A 20,197-nucleotide genomic window follows, 5' to 3' on the forward strand; every position below is an offset into this window, starting at 1 on the left:
AGGCCCCCCTCATGGTCACCCGGCGCAAGCAACTTCCTGGAAAAGACCGCTCGCACGAGCGAGGCGCGACCCTCGTCACCACCGCCATCTTCGCCACCGGTCTGGTGGTCGTGGCCGGGCTGGTGGCCGACACCGGGGCCATGATGTACGAGCGAACCCGCATGCAGGTGGCATGCGACGCTGCGGCGCTGGCCGGGGCCAAGGGCCTCCTCAACGGACGCACCTACGCCGTCCAGCAGGCCAAGGCGGTCGCCGCCAAGAACGGCTACCAGCTCGCGGACGCCGGCATCACCATCCACCAGGGCAGCCGCATGTCGGTGGCCATGCAAAACCCGAGCAAGTCGGTGGTGGCCCGGGTCGTCGAGGCGATGCAGGGCAGCGGCGACCCCGGTGCGGCCAAGGACCTCTCGGTGGGCGCCAAGGCCACCGCGGACCTCCACTGCGTCGAGCAGACCGCAGGGCCTCGCCCCTTCGGCATCCCCGAGTGCGACTTCGTGCCCGGCGCCGAGTACGTCCTCAAGCAGGGCCCGAGCAACCAGATCAAGGGCAACTTCCAGGCGCTCGGCATCGACGGCACCGGCGCGACCATCTACCGCCAGTCGATCCTCAACGGGGTCCGGCGCACCCTGAGGGTCGAGGACATGGTCCAGACCGAGCCCGGCAACATGGCGGGCCCGACCGTGACGGCCATCAACCAGCTCCTTGGCAACGACCAGACCAGCTATGCCGCCGCGGTCAAGGGCGCCCGCACCCCGCGCGTCATCACCGTGCCCCTCCTGTACTGGGACCAGTACCTCTCCTCGATGGGGCGCAGCAACGTGGTCGTCAAGGGTTTCGCCCGCTTCTACATCACCTACACGACCAGCCGCAGCGAGGTCTACGGCCGGTTCATCGACAGGATCGACACCAACGCGGCGAAGGGAACCGCCCTGGAGTACGCGGTGCGCCTCTCGGACGACTCGAGCGCCGCTCCTCCTCCCGTGAACCCCACCACCTTGTGATCCCCGTCTAGCAAGGAGCGATCATGGCCCCCCTTCGTACCCTGCTGCTCGGCATCGACGCCCAGCGCGATCCGCTACGCCCCGCCCTCAAGGACCCGCAGCTCGCCGATCTCGTCGGCGAGGCCCCGACCCTCGCCGAGGGGGTCGGGGCGGCGATCGCGCTGAAACCGGACCTGGTGGTGATCGCCTACATGGGCGACCTGGAGGCGACCATCCGCGGGGTCGACGGGATCCTGGCGGCCAATCCGCTCGCCACCACGATCCTGGTGGGCGCCGTGCTCGACGCGCGCGAGCTGGGTCTCGCGATGCAGGCGGGCATCCGGGAGGTCGTCCCCGACCCCGGAGGCCTCGCCGAGGCCGTCCAGCGCGCCCACGTCTTCCTCTCTCGCCTCAGAGGCGCCCGCACCGCGAGCGAGAGCGCCCGCGCCAGGGTCGGCAAGATCATCGTCGTCCACTCGCCCAAGGGCGGCGCCGGCAAGTCCACGCTTGCGGCCAACCTCTCGCTGACGCTCGCCATGGAGGCCGCCGACGAGGTGGCGCTGGTGGATCTCGCCCCCCAGTTCGGCGAGGTGGACCTGCTCTTCAACCTCAAGCCCCAGGCCCACTTCTCGGACATCGCGCGGCTCGGAGGCCGCGCCGAGCCCGAGACGATCGCCCAGGCCCTGATGAGCCACGCGAGCGGGCTCAAGGTGCTCGCGAGCGCCCCCACCCCCGAGGACGGAGAGCTGATCGACCGCGCGGCGGTCGACGGGGTGCTCGGCAGGCTCAAGGAGCGCTTCGCCTTCACGGTGGTGGACACCGCCCCGGTCCTCTCCGAGCCCATCGTGCGGGCGCTCGAGCTCGCCGACCGGATCGTCGTGCCCTTCTTCCCCGATCTGGCCAGCCTGCGCCACGTGCAGCAGAGCCTCAAGCTGTGGCTCGATCTGGGCATCGACCTGGACAAGGTGGAGCTGGTCGGTTGGAGCCAGAAGAGCGAGGTGGACGCCGAGGCGATCGCCCGCGTCCTGCGCCGGCAGCTTGCCAGCCAGTTGCCCTACGTGCCCGACGAGGCGCTCTGCGCCGTCAACGCAGGCACCCCCATGGTGGCGCTCGCGCCGAAGGGGGCCTTCGCCAAGGCCATGAAGGTCTTCGCCGCGCGCTACCTGGACAGGCCGCAGACGGCCCTGGTCGAGGTAAAGCCCGCAAGCAAGCTGAGCGAGCTCTTCGCCCGTATCCGGAGGATGATCGATGTTCCTGCGCAACCGACTTAACCCCACGGACGCCCCGGCCGCCCTTGAGGCCCCGGCGAGCGCCCCCAAGCCGCTCGCGGCGCCCAAGAGCGTCGAGATCGCCGTGCGACCTGTGGATCCCCTCGCCGACCTCAAGAGCCGGGTGCACCGCATGCTCGTCGAGAACATGCGCCAGCAGGCCCTCGACGAGACCTCGAGCCCCGAGCGGATCAAGGAGGCCATCCGCGAGCTGCTGGAGACGGCCCTGGCCTCGCCCGAGGGGGCCGGCGCGCACCGCCTCCTGGCCCGCAGCGAGCGCGATCGCCTCGTCGAGGAGATCTTCAACGACATGCTGGGGCTGGGGCCCCTGGAGCCCCTGCTGGGCGACGACTCCATCTCGGAGATCATGGTCAACAACCCGCGCAGGGTCTACGTGGAGCGCAGCGGCCGCATCACCAAGATCGACGTGGCCTTCTCGGACGACGCCCACCTGCTGCGCGTGATCGACCGCATCGTCTCGAAGGTGGGCCGCCGCATCGACGAGAGCTCGCCCATGTGCGACGCGCGCCTGCCGGACGGCTCTCGCGTCAACGCCATCATCCCGCCTCTGGCCATCGACGGCCCCTGCCTGACCATCCGCAAGTTCCGCAAGGACCCCCTCAAGGTCGACGCCCTGATCGACTACGGCAGCCTCACCCCCGCCATGGCCGAGTTCCTCAAGGGCTGCGTCGAGGCCCGCCTCAACGTCCTCATCTCGGGCGGGACCGGCTCGGGCAAGACGACGCTTCTCAACGTGCTCTCGGCCTTCATCCCCTACCACGAGCGCCTGATCACCATCGAGGACGCCGCCGAGCTCCAGCTCCAGCAGGACCACGTGATCCGGCTGGAGACCCGCCCGGCGAACGTGGAGGGGGCAGGCAGGGTGGACCAGTCGGAGCTGGTGAAGAACTCCTTGCGCATGCGCCCCGACCGGATCATCCTGGGCGAGGTCCGCGGCGGCGAGGCCCTCTCGATGCTGCAGGCCATGAACACCGGCCACGAGGGGTCCCTGGCCACCATCCACGCCAACTCGGCCCGCGACGCCCTCTCGCGCCTCGAGACCATGGTCCTGATGGCAGGGATGGACCTGCCCCTGCGCGCCATCCGCGAGCAGATCGCGAGCGCCATCAACCTGATCGTCCAGATCGGCCGCGCCAGCGACGGCAGCCGCCGGGTGCTCGGGATCTCGGAGCTGGTCGGCATGGAGGGCGACACCCTCCAGATGCAGGAGATCTACCAGTTCGCCCGCACCGGGGTGGACGAGGAGGGCCGCGTCGTCGGCGGCCACCGGCCCACGGGCATCCGCCCCAAGTGCGCCGACGCGCTCAAGCTCAAGGGCATCCCCCTGCCCGTGGAGCTCTTTCAGACGGGGAGCTGGAGCTAGCCATGATCATCTTCCTGCTCATCTTCAGCGGCGTGACCGTCGCGGCCTTCGCCTTCTCGGGGGCGCTAGCGCCGGCAGGCGAGGGGGTCGGCGCCCGCGTCGCCGAGCTCGAGGGGGCGCGCGCTCAAAGGCAGCGCGGCGGCATCCTGCGTCACCTGGGAGCGCTCGTCGAGCCCATGGTCAAGGGGCTCTCGATCACGCGGAAGCTGGACCGGCAGCTCTACCAGGTGGGCTGGGCCTGGACCCCCAGCGAGTTCCTGAGCGCCTGCGGCCTGCTCGCGCTGGCCACCGGCGCCATCGCGGGGGTCGTCTTCGGGCAGCCGCTCGCCGCTTTGGCCGCCGGTGCCGTCGGCGCGGGGGTGCCCTTCCTCCAGCTCGCGCAGAAGCGCGGCAAGGTCATGAAGGCGCTCAACGAGCAGCTGCCGGACGCCCTGATGCTGGTCATCAACGGCCTGCGGGCGGGCAACTCGTTCATCCAGGCGCTGCAGATCGTCTCCAAGCAGATGTCGGGCCCCATCGCCCAGGAGTTCGCCACCACCGTCTCCGAGATCAACTGGGGCCTGAGCGTCGAGACGGCCCTGTCGAACCTGGCCGAGCGCATCGGCACGGTCGACATCGAGCTGACGGTGGCCGCCATGATCGTCCAGCGCGAGACGGGCGGCAACCTGAGCGAGATCCTCAACAACATCCACGACACCGTCCGCGATCGCATCAAGATCTCGGGCGAGGTCCAGGCCATGACCGCCCAGGGCCGCATGTCGGGCATCGTCCTGACCTGCCTGCCCGCGGGCATCGCGGCCCTGTTCTACCTGATCAGCCCCGGCTACATCAGCTCGCTGTTCACCGACCCGCGCGGCCACATGCTCATCGGGGGGGCGATCGTCTCGCAGCTCCTGGGCGTGTACTTCATCCGCAAGATCGTCGACATAAAGTATTAACTTTACGTCAAGTACTGAAGAGGGACTTTCCCATGGCTCAACCCGTCTGGACCGCCGCCGTCTCCTTTCTCGCCGTCACCGCGGCGACGCTGGTCGGCCTCTCCCTGGCCACCCCGCGCGAGCGCGCCACCCTGCGCCGGATCGACGCGATCGCGGACGCTCCCGGCGCCCCGGGGCTGCCCCGCGCGCAGCTGCTCGATCAGCCGTTCTTCAAGCGGGCGGTGCTGCCCGGCCTCGGCGCCTTCGCCGAGCTCGGATCGCGATTGACCCCCAAGAGCCAGCGCGAGCGCCTGGTCCAGCGTCTCCAGCAGGCGGGCCTCTACGGCCCCTACGCCATCCAGGCGCTCCTGGCCTTCAAGGCCTTCTTCCTGGCGGTGGCGGCGATCGCCTTCTGGCTCTTGAGCGGCTTCAACTCGGGGGCGGCGATGATGGCGGGGGCCATCATCGCCCTGGTGGGGGCCATGGGGCCGGACCAGTGGATCACCGGCCGGATCAAGCAGCGCAAGGACGCGCTGGTGCGCTCGCTGCCCGACACCCTCGACCTGGTCACCTCCAGCGTGGAGGCGGGGTTGAGCTTCGACGGCTCGGTGCTGCGGATCGTCGGCAGGCAATCCCAGCACGGTCACGAGATCCGCGAGGAGCTCGGGCGCTACATGACCGACGTGCGGATGGGCCGCACCCGTCCCGAGGCCCTCAACGACCTCTCGCGCCGCTGCGGGGTGAACGACCTGGAAGGGGTCGTCGCCGCCCTGATCCAGGCCGACCACCTGGGCGTGGGCGTCGGCCAGGTGCTGCGCACCCAGAGCCTCCACCTGCGCAACAAGCGCCGGCAGCGCGCCCAGGAGACCGCCATGAAGGCGCCCATCAAGATGCTCTTCCCCCTGGTGTTCTTCATCTTCCCGGCCATGTTCATCGTCACCCTGGGGCCGGCCATCCTGCGCATCATGGACACCTTCAAGAACATGCACTGAGGCATGCGCCCCCTCAGTCGAGGGGGGGAAGGTTAGGGGCGCCGTTCATCGCTCCGTAGGGCGAAAAATCGGACTCCCTCCTTGGCCAGGTCAGGTTCGGGTCGAGGTTGACTCCGACCGCGAAGAGTTCCTTCATCTTGGCCACCAGGTTTTCCCGGGTGATCGCCATGGAGTAGGACTGGCCCGAGGCATCGTACTTGCCCCTCTTGGCCAGCACCTCGCCCATCAGGGTGGAAACGGGGAACGGGATTCCCAGATCGATCGACTCGATGATCCGCGCCAGGCGGCTCACCTCCGCGAACGTGGAGGCGGTGATGGGTCGCGACCGCTTGTAAGCGTTGTACTGGTAATGGCCCTTGGCGTAGATGAGCTCCATGGTCTTGCGCTTGTCATCGTACCCCCCTTGCCAAACTGCCCCAAAGTGCTTGTCGATCAGCTCGAACTCGACCGGTTGCGTGTCAATCGTGATCGGAGAAGTGCCGTTTGGGATGGTGATGCCGTAAATGGCCTTCGGGTTATTCCGGTTGGCGGAAAGGGCCTGGTGAAGGGCCCGGATCGCCGCCAGGCCTTGATCGCTGGTCATCTCGCCTCGATGGACCCGCTGGATGAGGCGGTCCAGGGCCTCGAAGGAGGTCTCGACCTTGAAGAGCTCCTTGTAGACCTTCAAGAGCTCCTCGCGCCAAGGGTCGTAGCGATAGGTGTACTCCTCGTACTCAACCCAGTAGCCCTTCTGGCCCTGGTTCACGGCCGGGATCTGGCGGCGCTCGCTCTCGATGCGCTTGCTCACGGGGGCCGCGGCCAGCGCGGGGAAGGATCCTGCCAGCGTAAGGCCCGCAAGGGCCGCGATCAGCCGGATGTCTCGACGATGACGCATGGATGCCTCCTTTGCTGCATGGCGAGGAAGGATCGGACATACATGTCATTCCCTGTTTTTGATATTTTTATGTTTATTGATATTTAAGTCAACAAACCCCGTGGGCAAGCCATCCACAAATCCGCCCCACGCCTGCTTTTCCTTGCTATGATGGTTGCCATGGAAAGCCTCACGTCCCCCTCTACCGGCCAGTCCATCCTGCTGAGCGCCGGGCCGCGCGCCGGCAAGACGACGCTGCTCAGACGCTGGCGCGACGGCGCGACGGGGCCCGCCCAGTACCTCAAGATCACGGCCGAGGACCGGGTCTCGGGGTTCCTGGTCCGGCGTTTCCTCTCGGCCTGGCCCGAGATCGGCGCCCGGTACCGGGGCCTGCGCGAGGCGCTGCCCGAGACCACCTGGGGCGGTCTGCTGGGGCTTGCGATCGCCGAGACCCACCCCGACTTCTCGCTCTTCCTGGACGACTTTCACCTCGCGGAGGCCATGCCGGACGCGGCCGACTGGACGGCGCTCATCCGGCACTTTCCCGAGGGCGGTACCCTCGTGGTGGCCTCTCGCCACCTGTTGCCCGAGTTCGGGCGCCCGTCCTGCGAGCGGGTGGGCGCCGACGACCCGCGCTGGCACGAGGCCCCCGATCGATCCGACCTGATGTCGCTGCCGCCGGGAACATGCAACCGTCTGCTCGCGCTGCATGCGATCGGGGAAGGGACGCCCTGCGTCGAGGATGACGAGCTCGTCCGTCGCAACCTCGCCGTCAGGGAAGAGAGCGGGATGGTGCGCCTGCGCGAGGCCTGGCGGCCGATCGCCCGGGAGGCGCTCGCCTTCTGCGACGTGGCACCCGAGGTCTGGCGCTCGCTCGAGGGCGAGCTACGGGCCTTCCGGCTGCGCCACTGCGGCAGCCGCCACGAGGAAAACCTCCCGGACATCCTGGAGCGAATCCCGAGCGCCGTGCGCCGCGAGCGATCCGCGCTGATGGCCCTCGAGGGCCTGCTGTGCCAGCGCGCGCACCGCTTCGAGCAGGCCCGGGCCTGCCACCAGCGGGCCCTGGCCCTCGCCGAGACCCTCGAGGAGCGCCAGGAAGCCCTCCTCGGCCTGATGGACGCCGCCGCCCGCCTCAGGGACGAGGAAGCCTTCGCGGCCCTCCACGCCACGCTCCGGCGCGAGGCCCCCCCGGACGACCATGCCCTCGAGGCCCGGATGCTGTACAGCCTGGGGCGGTTCCACTGGTTCGGCGGCTGCGCGAACGAGGCGGCCGAGGCCATGAAGGCCATCCTGACCTGCCCGACCGAGGGCAACCGGCAAACCATCCATGCCCACGCGCAGGCCCTCGCCCACCTGGCGATCCACCAGCTCGAGTTCCAGCACGTCGCGCGCGCGCCCGGGTACGCCGAGCGCTACATCCACCTCTGCGAGGCCTACGGCTTCGACCGGAATCTGCTCCACGCCTACGGCCTCCCGCTGCTCGACATGATGCTGGACGAGGCGAACCCTCCTTCCCTCGGTAAGATCGTGGCCATGCCCCTCAAGGCCTTCCAGACCGCCCAGCCCGACGCCCTGTGCAGCTACCTGCTCATGTTCGGCATCCGCTCCCTCTCCACCGGGCGATACCATGCCGCCAAGCGCAACTTCGAGCTGGTCCTCACCTTCGCCGACTCGCGTCGCCGGGACGAGGCGCCCCTCGTCGCGCGCTACTGGCTCATGCTGGCCCACGGGGCGCTGAAGGAGACCGATCGGGTCCGCGATCACTACGAGGCCCTGTGCGCCGCACGGGGCCGAACCCACTTCATGGAGAACGTCCAGCTCGCCTGGATCAGGTCCCGGATCGGCGCGCTCGAGCTGGACGAGGCGGCGCGCCTGCTTGCGACGTTCCCATGGACCATCCCGGACAACCAGCGCCGAGCCGCCCTCTACCGGCACTGGATCGCTCACCGGCGCGGGCTCCCGGATGCCGCCGAGGCCGCCCTGGCGGTGGTGCAGAGCGAGGGCGGGGCCTTTCTCTGGCACAACGAGGCCCACCTGCTCCAGGAGCTCGGCCTGCGCGCCACCTCGCCCCTTTTCCACCTCTCGACCTTCGGGGAGACCACCTTCGGGCGCGCGGGGGCCGGCGATCTCCGCTGGCCGCGCAAGAAGGCGCTCTCGCTGCTGGCCCACCTGGCCCTCGCGCCGGACGGCATCGAACAACCCGACCTGATCGAGCGGCTGTACGAGGGATCCAGCACCTACGACCCCGCCTCGGCGCTCAACAAGCTGACCTACGACCTGCGCAAGGTCCTCGGCTCCGTCGAGGCCGACACCCTGCTGAGCATCAATCGCCGGACCTATCGCCTGGACTGGGATCGGGTCGCCCACTGCGACCTCCACGCCTTCGACGCCCTCGGCGCGAAAGGGGCGGCGCTCGAGGCCAGCGACCTCCACGAGCTGGCGGGCATCTTCTACTGGATGGCCCTCCAGGAGGCTCCCGGCGCCCTCTTCGAGGACCTGGATGACCCCGCCTTCGACGCGCCGCGCCGGGAATACGACGCGCGCCGCTCGCGCATGAATACCTTCGTGGAGGCCTACGTGTCGCCGCTGATCCCCCAGGCTCTCCTGGTCAACGCGCTCACCTTCGTCAACGGCCTATTCGCGGCCCTGGCTCCCGTGAGCACCTTGGCCGCGTGAGGCGAGCGATCGATCAGTGGTCGCAGCGCCTCGGCATCTTGGCCGACCAGGTCAGGGTGATCGCCGGCCCTGAGACCTGACCCATGCGCGTGGTCGCAAGGTAGCTCCCCGTCAGCGACAGGCGGTGGTTCTCCCCCAGGTCGAGCCCCAGGCTGACTCGCGGCTCGCCCGCGAAGAAGGCCCCGAAGTTCGAGAAGGCGAGCGTCGGGCTGGCGGTGACGATGCAGCCTCCGCCCAGGAGAACGCCGAGCCCGAGGCTGAAAGATCCCATGCCGAACTCCTTGCCGAACAAGAAGCCCCCCAGGGTCGTGGCATCCACGTTGCTCTGATCGCCGAGGTTCATGCCGCGGGCCATGGCGAAGCCGCCGCTCCAGCCGTCGTCGTTCACCTTTCGCATCTCGAGGCCCAGCATGGTGTAGACGCTGCCGTTCCCCCCCTGGTTGGCGAAGGCTCGAGCCGAGAGGCCCCACTGCTTCGTGAAAGGCTGCATCCGACAGGCCTCGCCGCCTCCTCCGCCGCCCATGTGATCGTGGGCGAGCGCGGGCAAGGCCGTCACCCCCAGCACCATCGTGCCGATCGCCAGGACTGAAGCATGCTTGATCATCTTGGCCTCCTTCGTGCGAGGGTTCCCTCCCCCAGGTTCTAGCGCGCCCCCACCCCGTGAAACAAGCGCCAAGCGGCCCCCGGAGCATGAGCTCCGGGGGCCGCTTGGCGTAGGGATGACTAGCGCTGCTTCGGGGAAGCCTTCCTGGCAGGCTCGATGGCGAACCAGACGTCCTCCGCGTACCGGCGTTCGCCGTTCTGGATGAAGTGGCTGACGATGAGGGTCTCACCGTCCTGGTTCTGAACCGCTTTGGGCTTGAGGCCGATCTCGGTGATGCCGAGGGAGGCCAGGGTTCGCAGCTCCTGCGGCTGCACGAGCGCATCGCGGTTGCCGTCGATCCAAACCTTGAGATCCTTGAGCTCGTCGCCCTTGGCGGTCTCGCGCTCGAAGGCCTCGGCCGGGATCCCCCCGAGGCCGGCGCTCGCTGACTGGATGCCCACGGTGTGGCGCACCAGCTTCTCGTAGCCGTGTTCGTAGCCGATCGCATCGCCGAACAGCTTGCGGCCGTCGATCGCGCCGCTGGCCTGGGCGGCCTTGGTCACCTCGCCGTTGCGGTCGTAGACGAGGAAGCCATCCCCGTCGCCGTTGAGCCACTCGAAGCGTTCGCGCGTGCCCACGGCACGCAGGTCGAAGAGGACCGATCCGGCCTCGACGAACGTGTTCTTGGCATTGCGGACCACGGCCGAGCTCTTGCCCGTGACGCCGATCCTGCCGTCGTGGTTCAGATCGAGCACGATGGGCGAGGAGGTATCGACCCCCAGGGCGTAGACCTTCTTGAGCTGGGCCCAGATGGCGTCCTTGGTCGCCGGAATCGTGTAGGCGTGCGACGTCCCCAGGGCGAGGTGGTTACCCGTGATCGTCGCGACGGGGAAGGGATAGCCCTTGGAGGCCAGGTCGTAGAGGTTCGCCAGGCGGCTGACCTCGATGAAGGACGAGGTCGTGTTCGGGAGGGGGTTGCCCGGGAACATCACGGAGTCGGGCGGCGAGTAGATGGCCTTGTCGAGGCGATCGGCCAGCCACTTGCGCTTGTCGTTGCCGCCGTCGTCGTTCCAGACGGGGCCGAGGTACTTGTCGATCATCTTGGAGTCGATGTACTTGGGGCGCGAGGTGTAGCCGGGCGACTGATACCAGTTGTTGTCGTCGAGCAAGTCCTTCATCTTCTCCAGGTCGGCCTTGACCTGGGCGATGGTCAGCTCACCCTTGTTGAGCTTGTCGATGATGGCCGAGAAGTCGCCCGGCATGCCGCCGAAGAGGTCCTTGTAGAGGTTCTGGAACTGCTCGGCGAGCTCCACGTAGGTGTAGGTGTACTCGACGTACTCGTGCACGGCACCCTTCATCCCGTCCCGGACCTCGGGGGTCCTCGTGGTCGGGCCGGTCATGGTCTTGGTGGCGGCAGATACGGGGCCGGCCAGCAGGGTGACGCTCAGGGCCAGAGACAGGGCGGATACCAACCTGTTGAGTCTCATACGGTCTCCTTTGTCATGGAAGTTACCAACAAGCAATAGTTAGTAGAATTATTCCCGGCATCGCGGGGAATGGGCAGCCCGTTATGTTTTGGATATGTTTCAGGAGCACCAAATCTTCTTTAAGTCCATCCCCTGATCATCGCAAGGCACATCACCGGCGATGGGGCGTCCCCGGAGGGCGGCGTCACCTACCGCACCGAGATCTTCACGTCCCGGGCCCCGGCACCTGAGTGCCGGGGCCCGGGAGCGAGGAGCTGGCGAGAGCTACTTCTTTTCCTTCTCGTCCGTGTCGACGGCGAACCAGACGTCCTCGGCGAGCTTTCGCTTGCCGTCCTGGAGGTAGCTGGACTGGATGAGGGTCTCGCCCATGGCGTTCTTGACCTTCTTGGGGAAGACCTCGACCTCGGTGATGCCCAGCGAGGAGAGGGTCAACAGCTCGCCTGGCTGCACCTTGGCGTCGCGGTTGCGGTCCACCCATGCCTTGAGGCCCTCCAGCGAGGAGCCGCGAAGCGCCGTCTGGAAGACGGGCTTTTCCTTGCCGGCCGAGGCGAAGCGATTGTGCTCCATCAGGATCATGGCGAGCTTGATGTAGCCGTTCTCGAAGCCGCCCGCGTTGCCGAAGAGGAGCTTGCCGGTGATGACCCCGTCGCCCTGAGCCGCCTTGGTGACCTCGCCCTTGCGGTCGTCGACCAACAGGGCGTCGTTCTCCTGGTTCATCCACTCGGTCCGGATCTGCCGGCCGTCGGCCAGGAGGTCGAACAGCACCGAGCCCTCGCGGATGAAGGTGTTGAGGTCGTGGCGGACCTGGGCCGTCGAGCGGCCGGTGGTGCCGATGTGGTTGTTGCCGCTGAGGTCCAGGGCGATGGGAGAGGCCGTCGAGGCGGCCGTCTTGTAGATCGCCTGGGCCGCCGCACGCAGCTGGGCCGAGGTGACGTCCTTCATGTCGATCTTGTAGGCCTGCCCCCAGACCTCGGAGTACCACTCGTAGATGGCTCGCTGCGTCTGGTCGGCGTTGGACCCCGCCTTGACCAGGCTCAGGATGTCGGACCAGCTCCCGCCGGCGGCGTTGCGATCGCGATCGGTGAGGGGTGCGAAGTAGGGCGAGGTGTAGCTCGCCATGTTGGGGTTCATGTAGTGGGTGAAGACGCCCTGGATGTCGAAGCGGCCGCTCGGCAGGATGCCCATGTCCATCAGCTCGGAGAGACGCAGCAGGCGCGAGGCCTGGCCCATAATGGAGAGGCCGTCGCCACCTTGGCCCTCAACGTTCTGGGCGGGCACCCCGGCGTTGATCCAGGCCTGATAAAGCGTGGCCTTGTCCGCAGTCCCGGAAACCCCGTCAATCCAGCCGCCAGAGAGGCCGAATGCCGCTCGCAGCTTATCCGGCTCGATGTCGCGCGAGTGCCACTCCTTGGCCCAGTCGGGGTTGCTGGCAAGCAAGCCCTTGGACTCGCGCAGCATGGCGGTGACCTGGTCGAAGGTCAGCTGGCCGCCCTGGATCTTGGGGATCAGAGCGCTGAAAGCCTCGTTGCTCCAGTCGCCGCCGAGCTCCTTGGTGTAGAGATCCTTGAGGCGGTCGGCGATGCTCTCGTAGGTGTACTCGACGTACTCGTGCCAGCTGCCCTTGACCCCGTCGCGCGTCTCCGGGGTCTTCGTGGCCGGGCCCGTCATGACCTTGGTGGCAGCCGAGGCGGGGCCGGCAAGCACGGCGACGCTCAGGGCCAGGGAGAGGGCGGGAACCAACCGGTTGAGATGCATAGGGGGATCTCCTTTTCTTCGAAGGAAGTTACCAGCAAGTGAGACTTACCCGAGTCATTCCCTGAAATCGGGCGTTATTCGAGCCATTTTGTTTCGGAATTATTTCGAAACCGCCAAATCTTCTTAAAGTCCATCCACGAACCGTCGCTCGCTGGGTACATTGCCGAGCAGGGGGAGTCTCTCGACATCCTCATCGACCCACCTGCGCCGCATCGAAAAGGAGCAGCTATGAAGACCACATGGCTTACCCGGGCCCTCACCCTCGGGCTCACCGCTGGCATTCTCACCGCCCCCACCCTCGCCCTGGCGGCGACCAAGACCATGAACGGCCCCACGACCAAGAGCCCCGAGGCCCGGGACGGGGTCAAGGGCAACGTCTTCGAGTACGTCGAGTACACCTACGAGGACGTGGCCTCGCGGGTCAACGCCCTCGCCGCCGGCTCGGGCCTCACGGCCGCCGATATCCAGGCCGTCACCCTGCTCGTCTCCCAGAACCCCGGCATGACCGACGCGCAGATCCAGGCCGAGATCAACCGGATCAAGGCGAGCAAGAGCGTCGATGGCATCATCAGCCAGTTCGTCTCCCAGTACCTCGGCCAGATGAGGAGCGTCAGCACCTACAGCCAGGCGGGTGCGCTCTCCTTCATGCTCGCCCAGAAACTCGTGGCCACGGGCGCCTTCTCGGGAGGCAACATGTACTTCGATGGCGGGTGGTGGTACGGTTCCGCTCACAACTGGGCCACCACCACCGGCAGGGGCTGGCCGCTCGAGGCTGCCATGATCCACAGCCCCGAATTCGCCGCCGCCGGCACGAGCCTCAACGCGCAGGCCCTCCTCAAGGCATGGGACATTGTCACCGCCTACACCGGCACGAGCCTCGGAGACCCGCTGGTCCTCGACCTGAACGGCAACGGCACGATCGAGGTCACCGGCAAGAGCGCCGCCAAGTTCCGCAACAAGGACAACATGACCTTCGTCCCCCAGGGGGCGGTCATGTTCGACCTCTACGGCACCGGCAAGCCGGTGCTCTCCGAGTGGGTCAAGGGCGGCGACGGCATCCTGGTCGACAACCGCAAGGGCAAGGCCCTCGACCTGGTCAAGCAGGGCAAGCCCCTCTCCATCGCGAACCTGTTCGGCGACGACGGCGGCAACTTCAGCGGCTTCGTCAAGCTCGCCCGCGAGTTCGACCCCAACGCCAAGCTGGCCTCGACCACCGGCGGGATCTCGGCCAACCTGGGCACCCTCAAGGGCAAGACCCTCGACGACATGCTCGTCTGGATCGACGACGGCGACGGCAAGGCGACCGCCAAGGAGCTTCACAAGCTCTCGGCGCTCGGCATCACCGAGATCAAGCTGCCCGCGCACTTCGTCCAGAACGAGGCGAACGAGTACCTGGAGCGCGCGACCTTCACCCGCAAGGGCAAGGAGTTCGGCATCCAGGAGGTCTGGTTCGCTACCGAAAAGAGCAAGTAGGCCCGTCGCTCGCTCTTGCCCGCCCCGGTTCCACCGGGGCGGGCGTTTTTTTCGGCCGAAGCCCGGTTTGTGGATGAACTGTCCAGGTAAGGAGCGAAGCAGGCAGGGAACGGTTGGCGTAGGCAGCTTTCGAAGCCGCCTGCGCCGCCGCTCCGGACGTTCCGGGGGAACGGAATGGCTGTAGGCGGGCGTTGGAAAGGACGTACCATGCAAAACAGATGGATGACGCGCGCACTCACCCTCAGCCTGACGGTTGGTATCCTCACGGCCCCCACCCTCGCCCTGGCGGCGACCAAGACCATGACCGGCCCCACCACCAAGAGCCCCGAGACCCGTGACGGGATCAAGGGCAGCGTTCACGAGTTCGTCGAGTACACCTACCAGAGCATCGCCGACCGGATCGCGAACCTCCCCGGCGCCTCCCAGCTCTCGCCCGCGGACCTCCAGGCCCTGGCCGATCGCTTCAAGGGCCAGAACCCGACCGACGCGCAGTTGCAGGCGGCCATCAACGACATCCTCGCCCAGAAGGCGCTCGCCGCGCTTTCCGGTCGCCTCGACGCGGTCTGGAGCGCCATGGGGGGCGGCGGCTGGGGCGTCAGCAAGGCAGCGGTGCTCGAGTTCCTGAAGAGCAACCCGAACGCCACCGACCAGCAGATCCGCAACGTCATCACCACCATGCGCGACTGGGAGTACAGCTACGACAACCGCACCTCGTGGCCGCCCGGCTACCAGTCGACCCTGGCCAACGACCTGGCCCCCAGGCTCGCCTCCGCCCTCGGCATAAGCACCAACCAGGCGGCTTACAACGCGGCCTACTCGGTCTTCGCCAACCGGGGCTTCAACTACAACGACCCGCTGGTGCTCGATCTCAACGACAACGGCAAGATCGACGTCACGGGCAAGAGCTCGGCCAAGTACCGCAGCAAGGAGAACATGGCCTTCGTCCCCGACGGCGCGGTCAAGTTCGACATCCGCGGCGCCGGCACGCCGATCCTCACCGAGTGGGTCAAGGGCGGGGACGGCATCCTGGTCGACAACCGCAAGAACGCGGCCCGCGAGCTGCTCAAGCAGGGCAAGAGCTTCACCGTCGCCAACCTGTTCGGCGACGACGGAGGCAACTTCAGCGGGTTCCAGAAGCTCGCCCGCGTCATCGACCGCGAGGCCCAGTTCGCGAGCGGCGACGGCCCGAGCCGCCTCAAGGGCCAGAGCCTGATCTCGGGAGCCGAGCTGGACGATCTGCTCGTCTGGGTCGACAACGGCGACGGCGTGGCCAAGGACGGCGAGCTCTTCACCCTCCAGTCGCTCGGCATCACCGAGCTCAAGCTGCCCGCGCGCGTCGTCCAGAACGAGGCGAGCGAGTACCTGGAGCAGGCGACCTTCACCCGCAAGGGCAAGCAGGCGCTCATGCAGGAAGTCTGGTTCGCCGGCGACGACCAGAAGTAGCCCTCGCCCTCGCCCCTCCCGCCGGCCCATCCGCCCCCGGGAGGGGCGATTGTTTTGGATTTGTTAGAAGTCCACGAAATCTTTGGTAAGTCTCGCCGAAACCCTAGGTTGATGGGTACATTGGGAGGGGCAACACGCCCCGACGCACTTTGATAAAGAGGGATCTGTTCCCTTGTCATAAACAGGTGTTTTGGCACAACACGTAGGCGAGTCACCCTCGCAAAAGGAGCACCTATGAAGACAAAATGGTTGAACCGAGCCCTCACGCTCGGACTTTCCGTTGGTATTCTCACCGCCCCCACCCTCGCGCAGGCAGCGCAGCAGAAGGTCGTTAACGGCCCCACCACCTTCGAGCGCGGCGTCCAGAACGGACAGTCGGGCACCTTCGTCAAGTACATCGAGTACACCTACGAGAGCCTCGCCGACCGCCTCGCGGTCCTCGGCGCGGGCTCGGGCCTGAGCGCGGCGGACTTCGACGCGATCGCGGCCGGCTTCGGCACCACCGCCAACGTCTCGGACGCCGAGCTGCTCGCCAAGATCAACCAGGTCAAGGCCAGCCGCGACGTCAATGCGGTCACCGCCGCCTGGTACTCCCAGTACGCCAGCCAAATCCGGGGCGTCAGCACCTACAGCCAGGCGGGCGCCGTAGCCCTCGCGCTGGCCAAGGCCCTGGTCGCCACCGGCCAGTTCGGCGCCCCGATGATCAACGTCAACGACGGCGCCGCCTACCAGGCCTGGGGCGCCGCCCAGCGCGGCTGGCCCCTCCAGGCCGCGGCCATCCACGGCCCCGAGTACGTCGGCAACACCGGCAACATCAGCCAGGCGGCCCTGCTCAAGGCCTGGGACACGGTCATGTCCTACACCGGGACGAGCCTCGGCGACCCGCTGGTCCTCGACCTGAACGGCAACGGCAAGATCGAGGTCACCGGCAAGAGCGCCGCCAAGTTCCGCGCCAAGACCAACATGGCCTTCGTCCCCCAGGGCGCGGTCAAGTTCGACCTCTACGGCACCGGCAAGCCGGTGCTCTCCGAGTGGGTCAAGGGCGGCGACGGCATCCTGGTCGACAACCGCAAGGGCAAGGCCCTCGGCCTGGTCAACAAGGGCAAGCCCCTCACCATCGCGAACCTGTTCGGCGACGACGGCGGCCACTTCAGCGGCTTCATGAAGCTCGCCCGCGAGTTCGATCCCAACGCCAAGCTGGCCTCGGCCACCGGCGGGATCTCGGCCAACCTGGGCATCCTCAAGGGCAAGACCCTCGACGACATGCTCGTCTGGATCGACAACGGCGACGGCAAGGCGACCGCCAAGGAGCTTCACAAGCTCTCGGCCCTCGGCATCACCGAGATCAGGCTGCCCGCGCGCTTCGTCCAGAACGAGGCGGGCGAGTACCTGGAGCGCGCGACCTTCACCCGCAAGGGCCAGGAGTTCGGCATCCAGGAGGTCTGGTTCGCCACCGAAAAGAACAAGTAGCCGCACTATTCGGCTGTTCCACCCTCGGCCTGCCCCCCTGCTGCGGGGGCAGGCAATGGAACGAAGGAGCTAGAGATGAATCAGAAATGGCTGTTGAGAGTCGTCGCCGGGAGCACCCTGGCCTCGACCTTGCTGGTAGCGCCCCTCTCGGCACTCGCGGCGGTCCCCGACCGCGTCGAATTCAACCAGACCATGACCCGCACCACCGAAGGCGGCCGCACCGGCTACCGCGTCGACATCACCGACCGGGTCTTCCGCTGGGTGCCCCACACCTCCGAGCGAGTCAGCGCGATCGGCTCGGGCTCGGGCCTGTCGGCGGCTGACCTGGATGCGATCACCGCCTGGTTCAAGAGCCAGGGCATCGACCCCACCGACGACCAGATCCGCGCCAAGATCGCAGAGGTCAAGCAGCAGAAGTCGATCGACGGCATCCTCGCCAACTGGCAGAACACCACCGGCACCTCGCGCATCAGCACCTACAGCCAGGCGGGCGCCACCGCGCTGGCCCTGGCCGAGGCCCTGATGAAGACCGGCCAGTTCGGCGCCCCGAACGTCAACGTCGGCAACCACGACGAGTTCATGAACTACGCCTACAACGTCGCCAACCGCGGCTGGCCCATGCAAGCGGCGGCCATCCACAGCAACGAGTACGCCGGCGGCAACCGCACCGTCAGCCAGGCCGCCTTCAACCGGGCCTGGGACCTGGTCATGAGCAACGCAGCCGCCCATGGCTGGAGCCTCAGTGACCCGCTGGTGCTGGACCTGAACGGCAACGGCAAGATCGACGTCACCGGCAAGAGCGCCGCCAAGTTCCGCTCCAAGGACAACCAGACCTTCGTGGCCAACGGCTCGGTCATGTTCGACCTCAAGGGCACCGGCAAGGAGATCCGCACCGAGTGGATCGGCAAGGGCGACGGCATCCTGGTCGACAACCGCAAGGGCAAGGCCCTCGGCCTGGTCAACAAGGGCAAGAACCTCACCATCGCGAACCTGTTCGGCGACGACGGCGGCCACTTCAGCGGCTTCGTCAAGCTCGCCCGCGAGTTCGACCCCAACGCCAAGCTGGCCTCGGCCACCGGCGCGGTCCCGGCGGACCTGGGCGTCCTCAAGGGGAAGGCCCTCGACGACATGCTCGTCTGGATCGACGACGGCGACGGCAAGGCGACCGCCAAGGAGCTTCACAAGCTCTCGGCCCTCGGCATCACCGAGGTCAAGCTGCCCGCGCGCTTCGTCCAGAACGAGGCGGGCGAGTACCTCGAGCGCGCGACCTTCACGCGGAACGGCAAGGAATTCGGCGTCCAGGAAGTCTGGTTCGCCACCGAGGAAAACAAGTAGCCTTGCCGCCGGCCTCGCCGGAGCGCAGCTGAAGATTGAGAGGAGTCCATCATCATGAGAATGAATAAGCTCTACAAGGCGATGTTCGCGCTCGCGGCCACCGGCACCCTGTTGCCGGTCGCCCCGGCGCTCGCCGCCGCCCCCGATCCCGGCCCCGGCTGGGTTCTCACGAGCCAGAAGACCGTTCGCAACTGGGTGCCCGAGGCCGGCGCCGGCTGGGTGCTGGTCGGCCAGCGCCCGGTGACCGAGTTCGTCCCCGATCCCGTCTCGTCCCCCCTGCCCGCGGGAGCCAACGGCGCCGGCCACTGGGAGATGCTCTCGTTCCGGGACCGCAACTACTTCGTGGCCGACTCGGCCATCACCCGCAAGCTGGTAGCGTCCAACACCGCCGAGCAGTACGTCAGCGCGGGCACCCAGCGCTTCGACGCCGAGCGCCAGGTGGTCTCGAAGACTCCCCGCGAGGTCCGCACCGACCTCAAGAACCCCTCGAAGGAGACCCTCAACAACGGCATCTACGAGGTCTTCAAGCTGGTCAAGATCGACACCTGGAACGATGTCCAGTACCAGAGCCCCGTCTTCAACATGAAGCAGAAGCAGTACCAGATCAGCAACTTCTACCAGTTCCAGTGGTCGGACGGCATCTACGGAACCCTGATGAGCGAGGCGGACCCCAAGGTCGACGTCGGCCCCTGGACCAACACCGGCGCCACCGAGCGGAACGGCCTGGCCCGCTACGACCTCTGGGATCAGCTGGTCAAGGAGAACTCCGCCACCGTCTCGAAGGACCTCTTGCTCGCCCGCGTTCCCCTCTCGCTGGCCTCCAACGAGGCGGCCAAGGCCAAGAGCGCGACCTTCCTCTCGGATAGCGGCAGTGGCGGCAGCGCCACCTCGGTGGCCGGCTCGCAGAAGCGCGCCGCCTTCAAGGCGGACGAGGCCGTCGTCTCGGAGATCAAGCAACCCACCTCCGCAGGCACCAGCGGCCACGATCTCAACCTGCCCGGCTCGAGCAACGCCAACGCGCTGCCCAAGGCCACCCCGGCCCCGGCCATCCCGGAGCCGACCCCGATCCGCGTCGTCGTCCCGACCCCGACCCCTGTCATCCTCGCGACCCCTGCCCCTGTCGTCGCCAACGACAACAACAAGGACAAGGACAAGGACAAGGACAAGGACAAGGACAAGGACAAGTTCTCGATGGAGGACTGGATCGGCACCTGGAAGAGCAAGGGCCAGACCGGCAACCCCTACGACTACCAGGTCGTCGTCCAGAAGTACAACAGCAAGAACATCAAGTACACCTTCGACAGCTGGTTCAGGGCGGACGCCTTCGACAACCTGCCCCCGACGGACTTCTCGACGAACGGCGCCTTCGCCGACGACAAGAAGACCGCGTACCAGGACTCCGAGGGTACGGTCAACTGCAACCTGAAGCTGATCCGCGAAAACGGGCAGCTCAAGATGACCGGCACGGTCACGCTGCGCCAGATTGACTGGTGGGGCAGGGTGACCAAGTCCAAGACCTACAACGTCAACCTGACCAAGTAACACCGCATAAAGCAAGAGGGGCACCCGGATGGGTGCCCC

At 67.2% G+C, this 20,197-nt stretch carries 15 protein-coding genes; 11 read left to right on the forward strand and 4 right to left on the reverse strand.

Annotation, left to right across the window (positions count from 1 at the left end):
* Positions 1-11 precede the first annotated feature (11 nt).
* Genes V6D00_09910 through V6D00_09930 form a run of 5 tightly spaced genes read left to right on the forward strand, consistent with a single transcriptional unit; the run spans position 12 to position 5,541 of the window.
* Positions 12-1,001 (forward strand): pilus assembly protein TadG-related protein, encoded by a 990-nt coding sequence (locus V6D00_09910; GenBank protein HEY9899484.1) that lies wholly within the window; start codon positions 12-14, stop codon positions 999-1,001.
* 23 nt (positions 1,002-1,024) lie between these two features.
* Positions 1,025-2,251: an AAA family ATPase gene (locus tag V6D00_09915; protein ID HEY9899485.1), complete on the forward strand. Its 1,227-nt coding sequence runs from the start codon at positions 1,025-1,027 to the stop codon at positions 2,249-2,251.
* The gene (locus tag V6D00_09920) at positions 2,229-3,632 is read left to right on the forward strand and encodes a CpaF family protein (protein HEY9899486.1); all 1,404 of its coding nucleotides are present in this window, start codon (positions 2,229-2,231) and stop codon (positions 3,630-3,632) included. The genes V6D00_09915 and V6D00_09920 overlap by 23 nt, the downstream gene beginning before the upstream one ends.
* A 2-nt stretch (positions 3,633-3,634) precedes the next feature.
* Positions 3,635-4,570, forward strand: coding sequence for a type II secretion system F family protein (locus tag V6D00_09925; protein HEY9899487.1), 936 nt, complete (start codon positions 3,635-3,637; stop codon positions 4,568-4,570).
* 32 nt (positions 4,571-4,602) lie between these two features.
* Entirely contained in the window at positions 4,603-5,541 is a 939-nt protein-coding gene (locus V6D00_09930; protein ID HEY9899488.1) for a type II secretion system F family protein, read from the forward strand.
* A 13-nt stretch (positions 5,542-5,554) separates the two neighbouring features.
* Here the strand turns inward: V6D00_09930 and V6D00_09935 are convergent, their stop codons facing one another.
* On the reverse strand, positions 5,555-6,415 hold the full coding sequence (locus V6D00_09935; GenBank protein ID HEY9899489.1) for a hypothetical protein: 861 nt from the start codon (positions 6,413-6,415) through the stop codon (positions 5,555-5,557).
* A gap of 159 nt (positions 6,416-6,574) precedes the next feature.
* Here V6D00_09935 and V6D00_09940 point away from each other — a divergent pair, with 159 nt between their 5' ends.
* A complete protein-coding gene (locus V6D00_09940) occupies positions 6,575-9,070 on the forward strand; it encodes a hypothetical protein (protein HEY9899490.1) in 2,496 nt (831 codons plus the stop codon).
* Positions 9,071-9,083: 13 nt separating this feature from the next.
* Here the strand turns inward: V6D00_09940 and V6D00_09945 are convergent, their stop codons facing one another.
* The 3 genes from V6D00_09945 to V6D00_09955 form a co-directional block, all read right to left on the reverse strand.
* The gene (locus V6D00_09945; GenBank protein ID HEY9899491.1) at positions 9,084-9,674 is read right to left on the reverse strand and encodes a hypothetical protein; all 591 of its coding nucleotides are present in this window, start codon (positions 9,672-9,674) and stop codon (positions 9,084-9,086) included.
* Positions 9,675-9,793: 119 nt separating this feature from the next.
* Positions 9,794-11,140 carry a hypothetical protein gene (locus V6D00_09950; protein ID HEY9899492.1) on the reverse strand — a complete coding sequence of 449 codons (1,347 nt, stop codon included), beginning with the start codon at positions 11,138-11,140 and terminating at the stop codon, positions 9,794-9,796.
* Between the two features lie 264 nt (positions 11,141-11,404).
* Positions 11,405-12,895, reverse strand: coding sequence for a hypothetical protein (locus V6D00_09955; protein HEY9899493.1), 1,491 nt, complete (start codon positions 12,893-12,895; stop codon positions 11,405-11,407).
* 228 nt (positions 12,896-13,123) lie between these two features.
* Here V6D00_09955 and V6D00_09960 point away from each other — a divergent pair, with 228 nt between their 5' ends.
* From V6D00_09960 to V6D00_09980, 5 genes are all read left to right on the forward strand, one after another.
* Positions 13,124-14,368, forward strand: coding sequence for a hypothetical protein (locus V6D00_09960; GenBank protein HEY9899494.1), 1,245 nt, complete (start codon positions 13,124-13,126; stop codon positions 14,366-14,368).
* A 222-nt stretch (positions 14,369-14,590) separates the two neighbouring features.
* Positions 14,591-15,811 carry a hypothetical protein gene (locus V6D00_09965; protein ID HEY9899495.1) on the forward strand — a complete coding sequence of 407 codons (1,221 nt, stop codon included), beginning with the start codon at positions 14,591-14,593 and terminating at the stop codon, positions 15,809-15,811.
* Positions 15,812-16,045: 234 nt separating this feature from the next.
* Positions 16,046-17,281: a hypothetical protein gene (locus tag V6D00_09970; GenBank protein HEY9899496.1), complete on the forward strand. Its 1,236-nt coding sequence runs from the start codon at positions 16,046-16,048 to the stop codon at positions 17,279-17,281.
* 75 nt (positions 17,282-17,356) lie between these two features.
* A complete protein-coding gene (locus tag V6D00_09975; GenBank protein HEY9899497.1) occupies positions 17,357-18,616 on the forward strand; it encodes a hypothetical protein in 1,260 nt (419 codons plus the stop codon).
* 54 nt (positions 18,617-18,670) lie between these two features.
* On the forward strand, positions 18,671-20,158 hold the full coding sequence (locus tag V6D00_09980; GenBank protein HEY9899498.1) for a hypothetical protein: 1,488 nt from the start codon (positions 18,671-18,673) through the stop codon (positions 20,156-20,158).
* The last annotated feature ends 39 nt before the right edge of the window (positions 20,159-20,197 follow it).

It is taken from the genome of Pantanalinema sp., assembly GCA_036704125.1.
Taxonomy (GTDB): Bacteria; Cyanobacteriota; Sericytochromatia; order S15B-MN24; family UBA4093; genus JAGIBK01.

What these genes read in the sequence shown, in the direction of transcription:
- V6D00_09940 (HEY9899490.1), top strand. Translation starts at nt 6,575, where the DNA reads ATGGAAAGCCTCACGTCCCCCTCTACCGGCCAGTCCATCCTGCTGAGC.
- V6D00_09915 (HEY9899485.1), top strand. Translation starts at nt 1,025, where the DNA reads ATGGCCCCCCTTCGTACCCTGCTGCTCGGCATCGACGCCCAGCGCGAT.
- V6D00_09930 (HEY9899488.1), top strand. Translation starts at nt 4,603, where the DNA reads ATGGCTCAACCCGTCTGGACCGCCGCCGTCTCCTTTCTCGCCGTCACC.
- V6D00_09980 (HEY9899498.1), top strand. Translation starts at nt 18,671, where the DNA reads ATGAGAATGAATAAGCTCTACAAGGCGATGTTCGCGCTCGCGGCCACC.
- V6D00_09960 (HEY9899494.1), top strand. Translation starts at nt 13,124, where the DNA reads ATGAAGACCACATGGCTTACCCGGGCCCTCACCCTCGGGCTCACCGCT.
- V6D00_09925 (HEY9899487.1), top strand. Translation starts at nt 3,635, where the DNA reads ATGATCATCTTCCTGCTCATCTTCAGCGGCGTGACCGTCGCGGCCTTC.
- V6D00_09950 (HEY9899492.1), bottom strand. Translation starts at nt 11,140, where the DNA reads ATGAGACTCAACAGGTTGGTATCCGCCCTGTCTCTGGCCCTGAGCGTC.
- V6D00_09970 (HEY9899496.1), top strand. Translation starts at nt 16,046, where the DNA reads ATGAAGACAAAATGGTTGAACCGAGCCCTCACGCTCGGACTTTCCGTT.
- V6D00_09935 (HEY9899489.1), bottom strand. Translation starts at nt 6,415, where the DNA reads ATGCGTCATCGTCGAGACATCCGGCTGATCGCGGCCCTTGCGGGCCTT.
- V6D00_09910 (HEY9899484.1), top strand. Translation starts at nt 12, where the DNA reads ATGGTCACCCGGCGCAAGCAACTTCCTGGAAAAGACCGCTCGCACGAG.
- V6D00_09920 (HEY9899486.1), top strand. Translation starts at nt 2,229, where the DNA reads ATGTTCCTGCGCAACCGACTTAACCCCACGGACGCCCCGGCCGCCCTT.
- V6D00_09975 (HEY9899497.1), top strand. Translation starts at nt 17,357, where the DNA reads ATGAATCAGAAATGGCTGTTGAGAGTCGTCGCCGGGAGCACCCTGGCC.
- V6D00_09965 (HEY9899495.1), top strand. Translation starts at nt 14,591, where the DNA reads ATGACGCGCGCACTCACCCTCAGCCTGACGGTTGGTATCCTCACGGCC.
- V6D00_09955 (HEY9899493.1), bottom strand. Translation starts at nt 12,895, where the DNA reads ATGCATCTCAACCGGTTGGTTCCCGCCCTCTCCCTGGCCCTGAGCGTC.
- V6D00_09945 (HEY9899491.1), bottom strand. Translation starts at nt 9,674, where the DNA reads ATGATCAAGCATGCTTCAGTCCTGGCGATCGGCACGATGGTGCTGGGG.